General features: G+C 70.8%; 13 protein-coding genes and 1 tRNA gene. 4 read left to right on the top strand and 10 right to left on the bottom strand.

The features are described 5' to 3' along the window. Positions 1-91: 91 nt before the first annotated feature. The 7 genes from pknB to Pta02_RS33670 form a co-directional block, all read right to left on the bottom strand. Positions 92-1954: a Stk1 family PASTA domain-containing Ser/Thr kinase gene (pknB, locus tag Pta02_RS33700; RefSeq protein WP_203879045.1), complete on the bottom strand. Its 1863-nt coding sequence runs from the start codon at positions 1952-1954 to the stop codon at positions 92-94. A gap of 82 nt (positions 1955-2036) precedes the next feature. Beyond that, on the bottom strand, positions 2037-3536 hold the full coding sequence (locus Pta02_RS33695) for a serine/threonine-protein kinase (protein ID WP_203879044.1): 1500 nt from the start codon (positions 3534-3536) through the stop codon (positions 2037-2039). Beyond that, positions 3533-4996 (bottom strand): peptidoglycan D,D-transpeptidase FtsI family protein, encoded by a 1464-nt coding sequence (locus Pta02_RS33690; protein ID WP_203879043.1) that lies wholly within the window; start codon positions 4994-4996, stop codon positions 3533-3535. Before Pta02_RS33690 ends, Pta02_RS33695 begins: the two co-directional genes overlap by 4 nt. Continuing rightward, a complete protein-coding gene (locus Pta02_RS33685) occupies positions 4993-6393 on the bottom strand; it encodes an FtsW/RodA/SpoVE family cell cycle protein (RefSeq protein ID WP_203879042.1) in 1401 nt (466 codons plus the stop codon). The genes Pta02_RS33690 and Pta02_RS33685 overlap by 4 nt, the downstream gene beginning before the upstream one ends. Next, positions 6390-7721, bottom strand: a complete 1332-nt coding sequence (locus Pta02_RS33680; protein ID WP_203879041.1) for a Stp1/IreP family PP2C-type Ser/Thr phosphatase — start codon at positions 7719-7721, stop codon at positions 6390-6392. Before Pta02_RS33680 ends, Pta02_RS33685 begins: the two co-directional genes overlap by 4 nt. After that, the gene (locus tag Pta02_RS33675; protein WP_203879040.1) at positions 7718-8185 is read right to left on the bottom strand and encodes an FHA domain-containing protein FhaB/FipA; all 468 of its coding nucleotides are present in this window, start codon (positions 8183-8185) and stop codon (positions 7718-7720) included. Before Pta02_RS33675 ends, Pta02_RS33680 begins: the two co-directional genes overlap by 4 nt. A gap of 17 nt (positions 8186-8202) precedes the next feature. Next, positions 8203-8943 (bottom strand): FHA domain-containing protein, encoded by a 741-nt coding sequence (locus tag Pta02_RS33670; protein ID WP_203879039.1) that lies wholly within the window; start codon positions 8941-8943, stop codon positions 8203-8205. Positions 8944-9108: 165 nt separating this feature from the next. Here Pta02_RS33670 and Pta02_RS33665 point away from each other — a divergent pair. Beyond that, positions 9109-9191, top strand: a tRNA-Leu gene (locus Pta02_RS33665). Between the two features lie 403 nt (positions 9192-9594). On the opposite strand, the gene Pta02_RS33660 is transcribed toward Pta02_RS33665, so the two are convergent. Together Pta02_RS33660 and Pta02_RS33655 are read right to left on the bottom strand one after the other, a co-directional pair. Then, positions 9595-10626: a hemolysin family protein gene (locus tag Pta02_RS33660; protein ID WP_203879038.1), complete on the bottom strand. Its 1032-nt coding sequence runs from the start codon at positions 10624-10626 to the stop codon at positions 9595-9597. After that, positions 10623-12071 (bottom strand): hemolysin family protein, encoded by a 1449-nt coding sequence (locus Pta02_RS33655; RefSeq protein ID WP_203879037.1) that lies wholly within the window; start codon positions 12069-12071, stop codon positions 10623-10625. The genes Pta02_RS33660 and Pta02_RS33655 overlap by 4 nt, the downstream gene beginning before the upstream one ends. A gap of 307 nt (positions 12072-12378) precedes the next feature. Between Pta02_RS33655 and Pta02_RS33650 the strand changes: the two genes are divergently transcribed. Then, entirely contained in the window at positions 12379-13755 is a 1377-nt protein-coding gene (locus Pta02_RS33650) for an LCP family protein (protein WP_239131438.1), read from the top strand. A 105-nt stretch (positions 13756-13860) separates the two neighbouring features. Here Pta02_RS33650 and Pta02_RS33645 read toward each other — a convergent pair whose 3' ends face one another. Continuing rightward, positions 13861-14496 (bottom strand): GOLPH3/VPS74 family protein, encoded by a 636-nt coding sequence (locus Pta02_RS33645; RefSeq protein WP_203879036.1) that lies wholly within the window; start codon positions 14494-14496, stop codon positions 13861-13863. A 97-nt stretch (positions 14497-14593) separates the two neighbouring features. On the opposite strand from Pta02_RS33645, the gene Pta02_RS33640 reads away from it, so the two are divergent. After that, on the top strand, positions 14594-15157 hold the full coding sequence (locus tag Pta02_RS33640; RefSeq protein WP_203879035.1) for a DM13 domain-containing protein: 564 nt from the start codon (positions 14594-14596) through the stop codon (positions 15155-15157). Between the two features lie 219 nt (positions 15158-15376). After that, on the top strand, positions 15377-15982 hold the full coding sequence (locus Pta02_RS33635; protein ID WP_203879034.1) for a TenA family protein: 606 nt from the start codon (positions 15377-15379) through the stop codon (positions 15980-15982). Positions 15983-16065 lie beyond the last annotated feature (83 nt).

Raw genomic sequence — 16065 nt, 5'->3', positions numbered from 1 at the left:
TAACCAGTGAGGGCCCTGCCGCCATTGCCCCCGAGTGGCGGAGGGGCCCTCCTCATGTGTGAGGAGGGCCCCCGTCGCGCGGCTGCGGAGATCAGCCGTTCTCGCCGTCTCCGGAGGGGTCGTCGACGAACGGGTCGTCCGTCGGCTCGTCGGTCGGGACGCTCGGCTCCTCGGTCGGGAACGTCGGCTCCTCGGTCGGGACGGTCGGGTCCTCCGTCGGGACCGGCGGCTGGCCCGTGGACACGGTCAGCGTGATCGTGGTGTTCGGCTGGAGCTTGGCGCCGGCCTCGGGGGTCTGGTTGAGCACCGTGCCCTCGGCCTGGTCGCTGGCCTGCTCGACGACCTTGACCCGGAAGCCCGCTTCCACGAGCGTGCTCCTGGCCTCCTTGATGTCGAAGCCGAGGACGTTGGGGACCTCCTGGGCCTGCGCGGGAATGGTGATCTTGACCGAGCTGCCCTTGGCGGCCTTCGTGCCGGCCTCCGGGGACATGGCGAAGACGACGTTCTGCTGGCGGGCGGACGGCTTGGTCACCACGCTCGGCCTGAAGCCCGCGTCCTCGAGCGTCTGCGTCGCCTCTTCCTTGGTCTGGCCGATCACATCGGGGATCTCGAGCCTCTCCACGCCCTTGGAGACGATGAGCGTGATCTCGGTGCCCTTGGGGACCTCGCTGCCCGGGCCGGGATCGGTGCCGATGACCGAGCCCTTGCGCTGCTCGTCGCTGAACTCCTCGGTCTTCTTGACCTTCAGGCCCATGTCCGTGAGGGTCTTGATCGCCGCCTCCTCCGTCCGGGAGGCCAGCGTCGGGACCGACACCTTGCCGCCCTCGGTGGGCGTGCCGGGGGAGCTCAGGAACTGGTAGCCCGCCCAGATGAAGGCGCCGATGATCAGGACCGGGATCAGGATCCAGGCGGCGACCTTGACGGCGTTGTTGCCCCCGCTCTTCTGGCGCCGGCGTCCGCGCTCGCCGCGCCCGGCCTCCTCCGTGCCGTACTCGTACGGCGGGACGGCGGTGGTGCGCTGCGTGACCGGACCGGCCGGGCCGGGCGGCTGCTGCATGGTGCGGGTGGCCGTGCCGTAGTTGGAGGCCAGCGCCATCGTCTGGGCGTCCATCGGCATGCCCGACATCGCCCGCTGGATGTCGGCCCGCATGTCCCCGGCGCTCTGGTAGCGCTGCGCCGGGTCCTTGGCCATCGCCTTGAGCACGATGGCGTCGGCCCACTTGGGGATGTCCGGGTCGATCTGCGAGGGCGGGATCGGGTCCTCGCGGACGTGCTGGTAGGCGATCGCCACAGGGGAGTCGCCGGTGAACGGCGGCTGCCCGGTCAGCAGCTCGTACAGCACGCAGCCGGTGGAGTACAGGTCGCTGCGGGCGTCGACCCGCTCGCCCCTGGCCTGCTCCGGCGACAGGTACTGGGCCGTGCCGATGACCTGGGCGGTCTGGGTCATGGTCGCGGCCGAGTCGGCCATCGCGCGGGCGATGCCGAAGTCCATCACCTTCACGTCGCCGTTACGGGTGATCATGATGTTGGCCGGCTTGATGTCCCGGTGGACGATGCCGCCGCGGTGGCTGTAGTCCAGCGCCCGCAGGATCCCGTCGACCAGCTCGGCCGCGCGCTCGGGCATCAGCCGCCGGTCGTTGCGCAGCAGGTCGCGCAGGGTGCTGCCGTCGACGTACTCCATCACGATGTAGGGCACGGGCGCGCCCTCGGAGGTGTCCTCGCCCGTGTCGTAGACCGCGACGATGGACGGGTGGTTCAGTGACGCGGCGGACTGCGCCTCCCGGCGGAAACGCGCCTGGAAGGTGTGGTCCCTGGCCAGGTCCGCGCGGAGGGTCTTGATCGCTACGACCCGGTCCAGTCGGATGTCCCGGGCGCGATAGACCTCGGCCATGCCGCCACGGCCGACGACGCCGTCAAGCTCGTAGCGATCGCCGAGGCGTCGGGGCTGAGTCATTTCCTGCACTGTCCCTTACCGTTCATCTTGGGTGCCGGTGGGCTCTCGGGCCACCGGTGTCCATCATCGGCCTCTCGGCGCATCACGTCTCCCCGTTCGGAGCGGTTGTGTCCCCGGGGCCGGGAGTGGCACTCGGTGTGAGGCTCGGTGTCACCGTCGGAGTGGGGGGCGTCGGGGTCGGGGTGGGCGGGCTGGGGCTCGGGGACGGAGACTTCGTCGGCCGGGGTGTGGGCGTGACCGACGTACTTACCGTAGCCGACGGCGAAGGGGACGGGCGTGGCGACTTGGCGGGAGTGGCCACCGGACGGGTCGTGACCGGCCTGCTCCGGGTGGCCTTGACCGTGGGCGACTCGGCGGCCGGAGTCGGGGGTGTGAACGGCTCCGACGACCCGTTGTCGTCCTGCCGGCCGGTCAGGTCCTGGACCACCAGGGTGCCCAGGCCGACGGCCGCGGCGCAGCCGGCCGCCGCGGCGACGATCACGCTGGTACGGCGCAGCCCGTGACGCCTCGGGACCGTGCTCCCCGCCGTCCCGGCGGCGAGCACCGGAACGGCGGCGGGCGGTGTCTCGTGATCACTCCGGCCCGTTCCGGGCTCCTGGAAGTGACCGGGCTCCTGGAAGTGACCGGCGTCCTGGAAACGGCCGGGCTCCTGGAAACGGCCGGATCCGGTCACCGTCGGGTGCCCCGCGGGCTCCCCCGGCGGCGCCGCGCCCGGTTCGGCCCGCCATCCGGCCGGATCGGTGAGCATGCCGAGCTCCAGCGCCCCCGCGGTGGCCAGCGACTCGCGCAGCACGTAGGCGCGGTCCGACAGGCTCCTGGAGCCGGCCGGGCGGTGCGCGGAGTCCTTCGCCAGGCACTCCATGACCAGGTCGCGCACCGGCGCGGGAACGTTCTCGGGCAGCGGCGGCGGAGGGTCGTTGAGGTGCATCAGCGCCATCGCCACCTGGTTGTCGGCGACGAACGGCGGGCGGCCGGTCAGGCACTCGTAGGCCACGACGCCCAGGGAGTACAGATCGGTGGCCGGAGTCGTCGTGTCGCCGGAGGCCTGCTCGGGGCTGACGTACTGGGCGGTGCCGAGCACGGTCCCCGTCTGGGTCACCGGCGCGGCCTCCAGCGCCCTGGCGATCCCGAAGTCAGTGATCTTGACGGTGCCGCTCTCGGTGACCAGCAGGTTGCCGGGCTTGATGTCCCGGTGGATGATCCCCGAGCTGTGCGCGGCGTGCAGGGCCCTGGCGGTCTGGTGCACGACGTCGAGCGTGATCTCCGGGCTCAGCGTGCCGTTGCGGGCCAGGATGTTGGCCAGGGACTCGCCCGGGACCAGCTCCATCACCAGATAGGCGACGTCGCCGTCCTCGCCGTAGTCGAAGACCTGGGCGATGCCCGGGTCGGCCAGCCCGGCGGCGATCCGCGCCTCGGTGCGGAACCGCTCGCGGAAGTGCGGGTCGGCCGCCACGTGGCTGCGCAGCAGCTTCACGGCCACATCGCGGGCGAGCAACTCGTCCCGGCACCGCCAGACCTCGCCCATGCCGCCGGCGGCGATCCGCCTCAACGGGCGGTATCGGCCGCCGAGCAACGACGTCATCTACCCAGCACCGCTTCCATCACGCTCTTGGCGATGGGGGCGGCGGTCTGGCCACCCGAGGCGTCGTTTCCGGCGCTGCCCGACTCGACGATGAGCGCGACGGCGACCTTCGGGTTGTCGGCGGGGGCGAAGGAGATGAACCACGCGTGCGGGGCGCGGCCCTCGGCGGTCTCGGCGGTGCCGGTCTTGCCGCCGACGGTCTCACCGGGGATCTGCGCGGCCGAGGCGGTGCCGAGGTTGACGACGTTGACCATCATCTCCTTGAGCTTGGCCGCGTTCTCCTCGCTCATCGCGGTGTCGAGCTCCTCGGGGTCGGCCGTCTTGATCTCCCCGCCCTCGGCGTCGGTGACCTTGTTGACGAGGTACGGCTTCATGACGACGCCGTTGTTGGCGATGCCGGCGGCGACCATGGCCATCTGGAGCGGCGACATCTGGTTGCTGCGCTGGCCGATCGAGGCCTGGGCGAGCGCGGCCTGGTCCTCCTCGGGCCCGATGCTGCTGGGGGAGACCGCCATCGGGATCTCCAGCGGGTCCAGGTTCTCCCCGATGCCGAACTTGGCGGCCTGCTCCTTCATCGCGTCGTAGCCCAGCTCCATGCCGATCTTGCCGAACGGCGTGTTGCAGGACTTCTCCAGCGCGAAGGAGAGCGTCACCCGTCCGGCGCCGCACGCCGCGCCGCCGTAGTTGGGCAGGTCGGCGGTGGTGTTGGGCAGGTCGAGCCGCTGCGGGGCGTCCACCTGGCTCTGCGGGCCCAGGGAGTCGTCGCTCTCCAGGTAGGCGGCCATGGTGACGACCTTGAAGGTCGAGCCCGGCGGGTAGGTGCGCGCGATCGCCCGGTTGACCAGCGGCTTGTCCTCGTCGGCGTCCAGCTTCTTGTAGGCCTCGTTGACCGCGGCCTTGTCGGCCGGGGCGAGCAGGTTGGGGTCGTAGGTCGGGATGGACACCATCGCCAGGATGGCCCCGGTCTTCGGCTCGATCGCGACCAGCGCGCCCTTCTTGCCGCTGGCCCCCAGCGCCTTGTAGGCGGCCTCCTGGGCCTTGGGGTTGATCGTCAGCTGGACGTTGGCGCCCTTGGTCTGCTTGCCGGTGAACAGGTCGATGCCGCGCCGGATGACCAGGGAGGGGCTGGAGCCGTCGAGCAGGTCGTTCTCGGCCCGCTCGATGTCGCTGGTGTTCTCCGGCGCGAAGAACCCGGTGACGGGCGCGTAGACCTTGCCCTCGGGGTAGATGCGCTTGAACCGGGTCTCCGGGTCCCCGGTGTCCTCGGAGCGGGCGATCACCTTGTTGCCCGCGGTGATCAGGCCGCGCTCGACCTCGTAGCGGGCGAAGAAGTTGCGGCGGTCGCGGGAGTCCTGCTTCAGGTCCTCGGCCCGTACGGCCTGCAGGTAGTTGATGTTGATCATGAGCAGGCCGAACATGAGGATGCAGGCCAGGGCGGTGCGTTTGAGGGGACTGTTCATCGCTGGAACACCTGGGTGAGTCCTTCGTCCTGGATTGCCTGGGGCGGCGGCTTCCTGGCCGCATCAGACATGCGTACCAACAGCGCGATAAGGATCCAGTTAGCCAGCAGCGCGGAGCCGCCCTGGGACATGAACGGCGTGACCAGACCGGTCAGCGGGATCAGGTTGGTGACGCCGCCGACGATGATGAAGACCTGCCAGGCCAGCAGGAAGGACAGGCCGCCCGCCAGGAGCTTGGAGAACGGGTCACGGGCGGCGATCGAGGTGCGCAGCCCGCGCTCGACCAGCAGCCCGTAGACCATCAGCAGGGCCATCAGGCCGGTCAGGCCCAGCTCCTCGCCGATGGCGGCGAAGATGAAGTCGGAGAAGGCCAGCGGGATCAGGCCGGGGTGGCCCTGACCGAGGCCGGTGCCCAGGATGCCGCCCTGGCTCATGCCGAACAGGCCTTCCATGAGCTGGAAGCTGCCGCCCAGCTCACGCCGGTAGAGCGCGTCGTCCTCGGGGTTGAGGTAGACCTCGAAACGGGCCTGGACGTGGTCGAAGGCCAGCCCGGCCAGGATCGCGCCGCCGACGAACAGCAGGATGCCGATCAGCACCCAGGAGGTGCGCTGGGTGGCGATGTAGAGCATCGCGATGAACGTGCCGAAGATCAGCAGGGAGGAGCCGAGGTCCTTCTGCAGGATCAGCACGCCGAGGCTGAGCCCCCAGGTGATGAGGATCGGGCCGAGGTCGCGGGCGCGGGGCAGGTCGATGAAGAGCAGCCGCCGGCCGGCCAGCGCCAGCACGTCGCGTTTGGCGACCAGGTAGCCCGCGAAGAAGATCACCAGGGCGAGCTTGGCCAGCTCGGCCGGCTGGAGGGTGAAGCCGGCCAGGCCGATCCAGATGCGGGCGCCGTTGATCTCCTGACCGAGGACCGGCAGCAGCGGCGAGACCAGCAGCAGCAGACCGGCGGCCCCGGCGGTGTAGGTCAGGCGCTGCAGCGCGCGGTGGTCGCGCAGCACGATCAGCGTCACGCTGAAGACGACCACGCCGACGGCGGTCCACAGCAGCTGGCTGGTGGCCGAGGCGCCGCCCTTGCCGCCCGCGCCCACCTCCAGGCGGTAGATCATGACCAGGCCGAGGCCGTTGATCAGCGTCACCAGGGGCAGGATCAGCGGGTCGGCCCAGGGGGCGAAGCGGGCCAGCACCAGGTAGGCGGCCAGCATGAACCCGCCCAGGCCGAGGCCGTAGGTCAGCATGCCGGAGGGGATCTTCTGGTCGATGCCCATCCCCACGGCGGCGTAGGCGGCCATCACGATCAGGACCGCGGAGGCGAGCATCACCAGTTGCGCCACCCGCCGCTTGGCCGGCAGGGGGACGGCTTCGGCTCCTGGAGCGCTGACGGTGGGGACACTCATGAGTTCGTGGGCCTCGGGGTCGCGGTGCCGCCGGGTTTCGAGCTGGGCTTGGGACTGGCGGTCGGCGACGGCGTGGCGGAGGCCGCGTCGCCGGAGCTCTGCTGGGAGGAGGCCCGCAGTTCCTCGATCTTCTTGACGCCCGCGGCCTCGTCGGCGACCGGGATGCCGTTGCGGACCTGGGACTGCTCCAGCGTGCCGAGCGTCGCGACCGGCACGGTGGAGGTGCGGACGGTGTCGAAGAGCTCGAACGGGCCGAGAGTGGTGTTCACACCGCGGTTGACCACGATCTCCTCACCTCGCAATCCCACGAAATACTGGTCGTCGAGCCACTGGTTCCCGAAGTACCAGCCTAGGCCGCCGCCGAGGAGGATGACGCCCCCGATGGAGACCAGCAGCGGCCACAGCCGCCGTCGGCGTCCGGCCGGCCGGGCCGCCACGGCCCTGGCCTCCTGCTCGTCGAGGTCGTCGTCGGTGATGACGGGCTGCGGCATGGTGGCCGGGTTGACCAGGCCGGGCGAGGTGTCCTGCGAGCCCTGCGAGGTGCGGGCGAGCGTGGAGCCCGCGGCGCCCACCACGGCCGCCTCGGTGGCCGGCGGGAATCCCTCGTCGACCTCCAGGACGTCGGCGATCACACAGGTGATGTTGTCCGGACCGCCGCCGCGGTTGGCCAGGTCGACGAGCGTGCGGACGACCGTCTCGGGATCGTCGATCGTGGACAGGGTGTGGTGCAGGGTCTCCGCGCTGACGACGCCGGACAGGCCGTCGGAGCACAGCAGATAGCGGTCTCCGAGCTGGGCCTCGCGCAGCGAGAGGTCGGGGTCGACCTCGCCGCTGCCGTCCAGGGCGCGCAGCAGGATCGACCGCTGCGGGTGGGTGGCGGCCTCCTCCTGGGTGATCCGGCCGTCGTCCACCAGGGACTGCACGAGGGTGTGGTCGTGCGTGATCTGGTAGAGCTCACCGGAGCGCAGCAGGTAGGCGCGGGAGTCTCCGACGTGGACCAGGGCGACCCGCGTGCCGGACCACAGCATGGCCGTCAGCGTGGTGCCCATGCCCTTGAGGCTGGGGTCCCGCCCCACCATCTCGTGGAGCCGCCGGTTCGCGTCACGGACCGCGGCCTCGATGGCGCTGAGCAGGTCACCCCCGAACGCGTCCTCGTCGAGGGACGACATGGCGGCGATGGCGACCGAGCTGGCCACCTCGCCGTGTGCGTGCCCGCCCATGCCGTCCGCGACGGCGAGCAGGCGTCCGCTGGCGTACGCGGAGTCCTCGTTGCCTTCGCGGAGGAGGCCGACGTCAGAGCGGGCGGCGTAACGGAGTGCGATGGTCATTTGCGCAATTCGATGACGGTCTTACCGATGCGGATCGGAACACCGAGCGGCACCGGGGTCGGACGGGTGACTTTGGAGCGGTCGAGATACGTGCCGTTGGTGGAGCCGAGATCTTCCACGATCCACTGACCGTCCTGGGGGAAGAGCCGGGCGTGCCGGCTGGATGCGTAGTCGTCGGTGACCACCAGCGTGGCGTCGTTCGCCCGGCCGATGGTGATCGGCGTCTCCGAGAGCGTGATGGTGGTGCCCTGCAGGGGACCACCGGTGACGACCATCTGCCGGGGCTCCCCCTTCTTGGGTTTGGCCGGTGGTTTGACCGGCTTGGGAGCCTTGCGGGCGGGAGCCGCGGCGGCCGTACGGGACCCGAACAAGTCTGTCCGGATCACGCCGACCGCGGCAATCACGAAGAACCACAGCACCGCGAGGAAGGCGAGCCGGATCAGCAGCAGCGTGAGCTCGGACATGGACCGTCTGTTTACCTTTAATCGCGCCGGAAAACCAGAGTCGTGCGTCCCAGAGTCACGCGAGTGCCGTTCTGGAGCTCGACCCGGCGAACCGGCTGGCCGTTGACGAAGGTGCCGTTCGTGGATCCGAGGTCGACCAGGACCACCTGGGGACCCTCCACGCGCAGCTCGGCGTGGTGCCGGGACACGCCCGGGTCGACCAGCCGTAGATCACAGTCGGTGCCCCTGCCGAGCAGGGTAACCGGGGTGGTCAGATCGTAGGAGCGCTGTCCCTGCGGGTCGTCCTGGGTGGAGACCAGCAGGCGGGGGCGCCCGTTGAAGGCTTGCGGCCGGCCCTGGGGCACGTCGCTCACCGGCTGGCGGATCTCGTCCTGCTCGACCGTCGCACCGCGGATCACTCCGGAACGGATGCGGAACAGACCGACCGCCAGATCGTCGGCGGTCTCGAACCTCACCCGCACCGGTCCCACGAACGAGTAGCCCTGTTCCTTGGCGTACTCCCTCGCGAGGTTGGCCAGCTCGTGGCCGATGCTGTCGGCGTACACCTCCAGCCGCTCGCTGTCGGTCGTGGACAGCTCGACCACGAAGTCGTTCGGGACGAGTGTCCGTCCCTGAGCGACGATCGCAGCCCGCTCGTCCATCTCCCGCTGAACCGCGCTGGCGACCTCGACCGGCTGAAGGTCGGACTTGAACGCCCGCGCAAAGGCGCCCTCAACCAAGCCTTCGAGCCTGCGCTCGAAGCGCTGAAGGACTCCCACCGGCTACCTCCCTTCCTCCGTACTTATGGTCGCGGCCGCTGGGGCGTCGGTTGGCACGTTTTCCGTTCTCTCGCACCCGGCTCCTCCGCTCCGCACCTAGAAGGATCGTATCCGGGTTCGTAGGTACCGGCTGATCCGTGCTAATGTTTCGACCGCACCCAACAAGGGCGGGTGGCGGAACGGCAGACGCGCACGGTTCAGGTCCGTGTGTCCGAAAGGACGTGAGGGTTCAAATCCCTCCTCGCCCACTCGATGTCGGCCCCGGATGGTCGCGGACGAAAGTCCGCCTCCACCGGGGCCTTCTCGTTCTCCGGCTCCTGCGGGCACGCCTCGTGAGGCCGTCCTCGGAGGGGTTCGGGCGGTCGTGATCAAGATGGTCGTGCTCCGTCATGCAAGGCCCCGCGAGGGCCGTTGGGGGGTTCGTGGCGGACGGCGTGCGCCCGCCCTCCGTTGTACCCCTCTCCACTTGCTTGTCACTTTCGGGCGACTTGCAGGGAGTGCCGGTATGTGATTCTCGTTACGCTCACAGAGAAACCCCAGGCCGCGCATGCGAGGCGGCGGCGGGAGACCGGGGGCCGGGGGCTTCTCCGGCCTCCCGGCCTCCCGGCCCCTCTGCTCCTCAGCCCCGGTCTCCGTCTCCGGCCCCCGGTCTCAGCGGGCGGCCGGAGCCCTGACGTCCAGGAGCTCGCCCAGCAGGTCGGTGAGGCTCACCATCCCGATGACCTCTCCCGCGTCGGTGATGAGGCCCACATGCGCGTGGGCGTCCTGCAGGGCGGCCACCGCGTCCGGGATGGTCGTGGACCGCGGCAGGCGGGGCACCGGCCGGGCCAGCTCCCCGGGGCTCGCCTCGGGCCGCACCAGGGCGTCCCTGACGTGCAGCACGCCCACGACGTCCCGCTCCCCGCCCGAGTTGACCAGCAGGCGCAGGTGACCGCTCTCGGCGGCGATCCTGCGCGCCTCGGAGCCGGCGGCGTCGGCCGGTACGGCGGCGGCCCGCTCGATGGGCAGCATCAGCCGCTCCGCGGACTGCTGGTGGACCCGCAGGGCCCTGGTCAGCAGGTCGTGCTCCTCCCGGTCGAGCAGGCCCATCCGGCCCGACTCTCCGACGAGCATGGCGAGCTGGACCGGTGTCCTGGTGGTGGCAAGCTCGTCCCTGGCGTGCACGCCGAACAGCCTCAGCATCCCGTTGGTCAGCCGGTTGAGCGCGGCCAGCACCGGCCTGACGACCCAGGTGAAACCGCGGAACGGCAGGGAGACGCCCATCGCCGCGGTCTCCGGGTGGGTCAGCGCCCACGACTTGGGCGCCATCTCGCCGACCACCATGTGCAGGAAGGTGACCAGGGCCAGCGCGATCATCAGTGAGATCGGCACCCGGAGCGACTCGGGCACGCCGACCGCGCCGAAGACCGGCTCCAGGAGGTGTTCGATCGCCGGTTCGGTCACCATGCCCAGGCCGAGCGAGCACAGGGTGATGCCGAGCTGGGCTCCGGCCAGCATCAGCGACAGCTCCCTGCCGCCGCGTACGGCGGCGCGGGCGGCGATCCGGGTGAGCCGGCCGCCCCTGGCCGCGAGCTCCTCCAGGCGGTGCCTGCGGGCCGAGATGACCGCGAACTCGGCGGCGACGAAGAAGGCGTTGCCCGCCAGCAGGACCACGCCGAGCAGCAGGGCGGCTCCGGTGCTCACTGGCTCCCCCCTTCAGCCCGGGCCCCGTGGCCGTGGCCGGACATCGCGTGCTCCTGTCGCGGATCCTGCGACTGCGGCCGGGGCTGGGACAGCGCCGGGGACGCGCCCTCGGTGACGGGGGCGATCCGCACCCACTCGGGGACCCTGCGGTGGACCGACAGCACGGTCAGGACCGCGTCGGCCTCGTCCGGGTCGTCCTTCTCCAGCGGGTCGCTCTCCAGCGTGAGCGTGACGGTCACCGTGTCCTCGGGCTCGGCCATCCGGCCCAGGGCGGCCAGGACGAGGCCGGCGACGGTGTCGTAGTCGTCGCTCTCGGGGAGCGAGAGGCCGGTCGCCCGCTCGACCTCGTCGACGCGCAGTGTGCCGGGGACGTCCCAGGTGCCGTCGTCGTTGGCCACGACGCCCGCGGGCTCGGGGTCGTTCTCGTCCATCAGCTCGCCGACGAGCTCCTCGGCGAGGTCCTCGACGGTGAGCACTCCGGCCAGCCCGCCGTACTCGTCGATGACGCAGGCCAGGTCGTCGCGGGCGGCGCGCATGCGCTCCAGGACGGCCGGCAGGGGCAGCGAGTCGGGGACCAGCAGGGCCGGGCGGGTGATCTTCTCCAGCGGCCCGTCGGCCAGGCCGGAGCGGAGCAGCTCGCGCACTCCGGTGACGCCGACCACGTCCTCGCCGTTCTCGTTGCAGAGCACCGGATAGCGGGAGTGGCCGTGCTCGCGCATGGCCTCCAGCAGATCGGAGATCGGGCGGTCGTCGCGCAGCAGCACCACGCGGGGGCGCGGCACCATGACGTCCTCGGCCGTGCGGTCGCCGAACTCCAGCGCGCGCTCCAGCAGCTCGGACAGGCGCGGGGGAAGGTCGCCCGCCGCGCCGGACTCGGCGATGATCCTGGACAGCTCCTCGGGGCTCGCCCCGTGCTCGACCTCCTCGACCGGTTCCACGCCGACCTTCCGCAGCAGCCCGGTGGCGGCGGAGTCGAACAGCCGGATGACCGGACCGGCGATCTTGAGGTAGACCAGGGTCGAGCGGGACAGGAACTTGGCCACCGGCTCCGGCCGGGCGATGCCGAGGTTCTTGGGGGCCAGCTCGCCGATGACCATCTGGACGATGGTCGCGATCGCGACGGCCAGGGCGACCGCGATGCCCGGCACCGCGGCCGAGGGCACCCCCGCGGCCTCCAGCCAGGGACGGACCACCGAGGCGATGGCCGGCTCGGCGATGAAGCCGACCAGCAGGGCCGTGACGGTGATGCCGAGCTGCGCGCCCGAGAGCATGAAGGACAGTCGCCCCGTCACCTTCAGCGCCCGTTGCGCGGCGTCGTCACCGGCGTCGGCCTGCTCGCGCAGCACGCCGCGGTCGGCGGCCACGAAGGCGAACTCCTGGGCGACGAAGTAGCCGGTGGCGAGGGTGAGGAGCAGTACGGCCAGCAGGCCGAAGGCGGTGTTCACCGGGTGTTTCCCCCGGTCAGGTCAGTGGGTCCCGTGCGGTCGCACGGGCAGGTACTCCACGGGTCCGAACTGGACACGGTCTTCCTTTCGAGCGGTGGTCGTCCTCTACGGTAACGACCGAGGTGGCGGCCGATGTTTCCGGATCGGCCGGTGACCTTTCATCGGCGATCGAATACCCCTCTGAGTACTTTTACACTGGGAAAACCTTGAGGACGCATCTACGCGGGTGCGAGCCACGAAGTAGCGTCGATGGTGACGATTTCACCGTCAGTTGGTGTGTGGCCCCGAGAAGTGGCGGAGATGCGACGTGGGTGACTGGCAGGAAGACGACGACCGCACGCGTGCGCTCCGGTCGCCCGCATCCGTGCCGCCCCGGGCGGCCGGGCAGCCCGCCCATCCCGTTCCCGGGCAGGCTCCGGGGCAGGGCGGCGCCCCCGGGCGGCGCGGTTCCGCGGCCGCAGGACCGCAGGCGGGGGTCCCGCTCCAGGCCTCCTCCTCCGGCGGGGCCGTACGCGACGACACCGTGCCCAGGGCGGTCTCGCAGGTGTACGGCAAGGCCCGGTCGGGCACGAGCCCCGTCCGGCCCCTGAAGGGGCCGTCCGACGGGCCGCAGGCCGGTCCGCCGGGATCGCCGCTCGCCGGATCCGCCGGCGGGTCCTCAGGCGGGAAGGGCGGTGCCGTGCCGAACGTGTCTTCGCGCTCCAAGAGCCCCAGGGGTCCCCGGCGGACCGGCCGGCTGATCGCGCGGATCCTCATCGGCCTGCTCGTGCTGCTGCTCGTGCTCGCCGTAGCCGGATATTTCACCATCGACGGGCGGATGAAGCGGATCGACGCCCTCACCGACTACGAGGGCCGTCCCGCCGACACCCCGGGCACGACCTGGCTGCTGGTCGGCTCCGACAGCCGCGAGGGGCTCACCAAGGCCCAGCGCAGGAAGCTCGCCACCGGCAGTTCCGTGGGCCGCCGCACCGACACGATGATGCTCCTGCACATTCCCGACAACGACGGCCGTCCGACGCTGGTCAGCCTGCCGCGCGACTCCTACGTGCCCATCGAGGGCCACGGCAGCGCCAAGCTCAACGCCGCCTACTCCTTCCAGGACGGCGGCCCCGCGCTGCTGGCCAAGACCGTGGAGAAGGTCACCGGGCTGCGCATCGACAACTACATGGAGATCGGCTTCGCCGGCTTCGTGGGCATCGTCGACGCCATCGGCGGCGTCGAGATCGACGTCAAGCAGAACATCAACGACCCCAAGGCCGGGATCAAGCTGAAGAAGGGCGTGCAGACCCTCGACGGCGCCACGGCCCTGGGCTACGTCCGCACCCGCCAGACCGGGGCGACGGGCATCCCCGACTTCGAGCGGACCCAGCGCCAGCGGCAGTTCTTCTCCGCCGTGGTGAAGAAGGCCGCCAGCCCCGGGGTCCTGATCAATCCGTTCACGTCCGTCCCGCTGGCGTTCAGCGCCGCCGACTCGGTGGCCGTCGGGCAGGAGACCGGCGTCTTCGACCTGCTCTCGCTCGGCCTGGCCATGGGCGACAACCCGGTGACCACGATCGTCCCGTTCAGCGGCTTCGAGGACATCAACGGTGAGAACGTCGTCCGGTGGGACCGGGACAAGGCCCTGCGCATGTTCGAGGCCCTGGCCCAGGACAAGCAGGTCCCGAAGGACGTCCTGGCCAAGTAGGGGCGCCCCGATTAGGGAGAGGCCGGCCGCTTTCGCAGAGGCCGGCTGTCCCCGAGCGGTCCGGCCGCTCCCGAAGAGGCGCGGCCGGCCGTCCCGGCCCGGAGGTCAGCTGGCCGCTCCCGCGGCGGCCGCCCCGCCGGCGATGATGGCCGCGTTGATCGAGGCGATGGTCTTGGCCACCGCGTCGCCGACCCAGTCGCCCTCGGCGATCTCCTTGATGCGCTCCTTGCCCGCCTCGGGGAACGCCTTACGGTCGATCTTGGCCGCGTGCAGGATGGCGATCAGCACGGCCACCCGCTCGTCGGGCTCGGCGCCGTTCAGCACGTTCTGCACCCGCTCGCGCACGGCCTGCTCGATGCGCGGGTCGCGCTCCGGATAGCGCGAGCTGGGGAAGATCCCCAGGATCTTGCGGTGCTCCTCGCCCAGCACGCCGCGCTCGGCCAGCCCGGTGAGCAGGCGCTTGCGGAGCTTGTTGGAGTAGAGCTTGTAGACCCAGCGGTCGGGCTTGCGTTCCTTGTCCTCGGCGATCCGGGCGAGCGTCGCGTCGAGCTCGGGGTCTCCGAGCGGGGTCGTGTCCTTGACCGTGACCTTCTTGCCCGAAAGGTCGATCCGGTCGTTGATGGCGAGCTCGGCCAAGAGTGCGCCCCCGAGGGCGGCGTCGAGCTGCAGCGAACCGACCAGCTGCTTTCCCTCGTCCTCGCTGTAGGCCAGGAGGAGCACTTCCTCAACGATGGTCGTCATGCCTCCGACCCTATGCCGTGATCTTCGTTCGTAAGCACTACGTAAGCGGCGGGTGCCACCCTGCGGGATAGCGTCGATCCGAGGCCGGGAGGACATCATGAAGATCAAGACAATGCTCCGCCACCCTCTTGCCTGGGTGGTCCTGGGAGTCGGCGCCGTGGCCGTCGCCGTCGCCCTCTATCTGTTCCAGCCGTGGCGGCTGTTCACCACGGTCGAGGTGAACGAGGCCCCGCCCGTGGCCGCCGGGAGCACGCAGGCGCCCGGCACGGCGGGGAAGGGCGCGCAGGGCTCCGAGGGGCGGGCGGACGAGACCAAGGTGCTGGCCACCGGCAAGTTCGTCTCCCACGAGCACGACACCTCGGGCACGGCCAAGCTCCTGGAGCTGGCCGACGGCAGCCGGGTGCTCAGGATCGAGGACCTGGACACCTCCGACGGACCCGACCTGCGGGTGTGGCTGAGCGACCAGCCCGTCAAGAAGGGCCAGGCCGGGTGGTTCAATCTCGACGACGGCGAGCACCTGGAGCTGGGCGAGCTCAAGGGCAACAAGGGCGACGCCAACTACGCCGTCCCCGCCGACGCCGACCTGGACGCGCTGAAGAGCGTCACCATCTGGTGCAGGCGCTTCAGCGTCTCCTTCGGCGCCGCGGCCCTGACCGCCTGACCGCCTGACCGCCTGACCGTCTGACCGCCTGACCGTCTGACTGCCCGGCCGTCTGACTGCCCGGCCGTCTGGCTGCCTGACCGCCGGGCCGCCTGGCCGGAGCCCGGCCGCCCGCCGTACGGTGCGGTCGGGAGCTCGGCCGGCCGCCCGCCGTACGGCGCACGGAACGGAGTCCGCCATGATCCCCCGGCTGGTGGGTTCTGCCACAATCCCTGACCTATGAGCATTTCTCGGGAACTCCATGCCGTCGGCCGCCCCCTGATCGAGGCGCAGCTCGCCCACCCGACCGTGGTGGGCATCGCCAAGGGCGACCTGGCCGAGCCGGTGTTCCGGTCGTGGCTGGAGCAGGACTACCTCTTCCTCCTCGACTACGTGCGGGTGTTCTCCCGGCTGGCGTGGCAGGCGCCCGACGGACATCTCGGGGACCTGGTGGACCTGGCCCACTCCACCTTCCACGAGGAGCTGGACCTGCACCGCTCCCTGTCGGCGGAGTTCGGCGCCGACCTGGGCGGGGCGCGCAAGGGCCCGGCGTGCGCGGCCTACACCTCGTTCCTGCTGGAGTCGGCGGCGGACTACGCGGAGGGGCTGGCCGCGCTCTACCCGTGCATGTGGGGCTACTCCACCCTCGGCCGCACCCTCGCCGAGAACCCGCCGGCCGAGCCGCGCTATCGCGCCTGGGTGGACACCTACGCCCATCCCGGCTTCGCGGCGCTGACCGAGCGCATCGCGGTGATGATCGACGAGGTGGACCTCGACCCCGGCCGGGCCGGGGAGCTGTTCACCAGAGGGATGGCCCACGAGCTGGCCTTCTGGGACGTGCCCTGAGACGGCCGGACGCTTGGGCCGCATTCATCGGGATTTGCAGGTCAACGTGAATGGAATCGCAGGTGGACGTGCGGTTTTGCGTC

Source organism: Paraplanobispora takensis (assembly GCF_016863195.1).
GTDB classification, from domain to species: domain Bacteria; phylum Actinomycetota; class Actinomycetes; order Streptosporangiales; family Streptosporangiaceae; genus Planobispora; species Planobispora takensis.
This window is presented reverse-complemented; position numbering and strand designations above follow the sequence as displayed.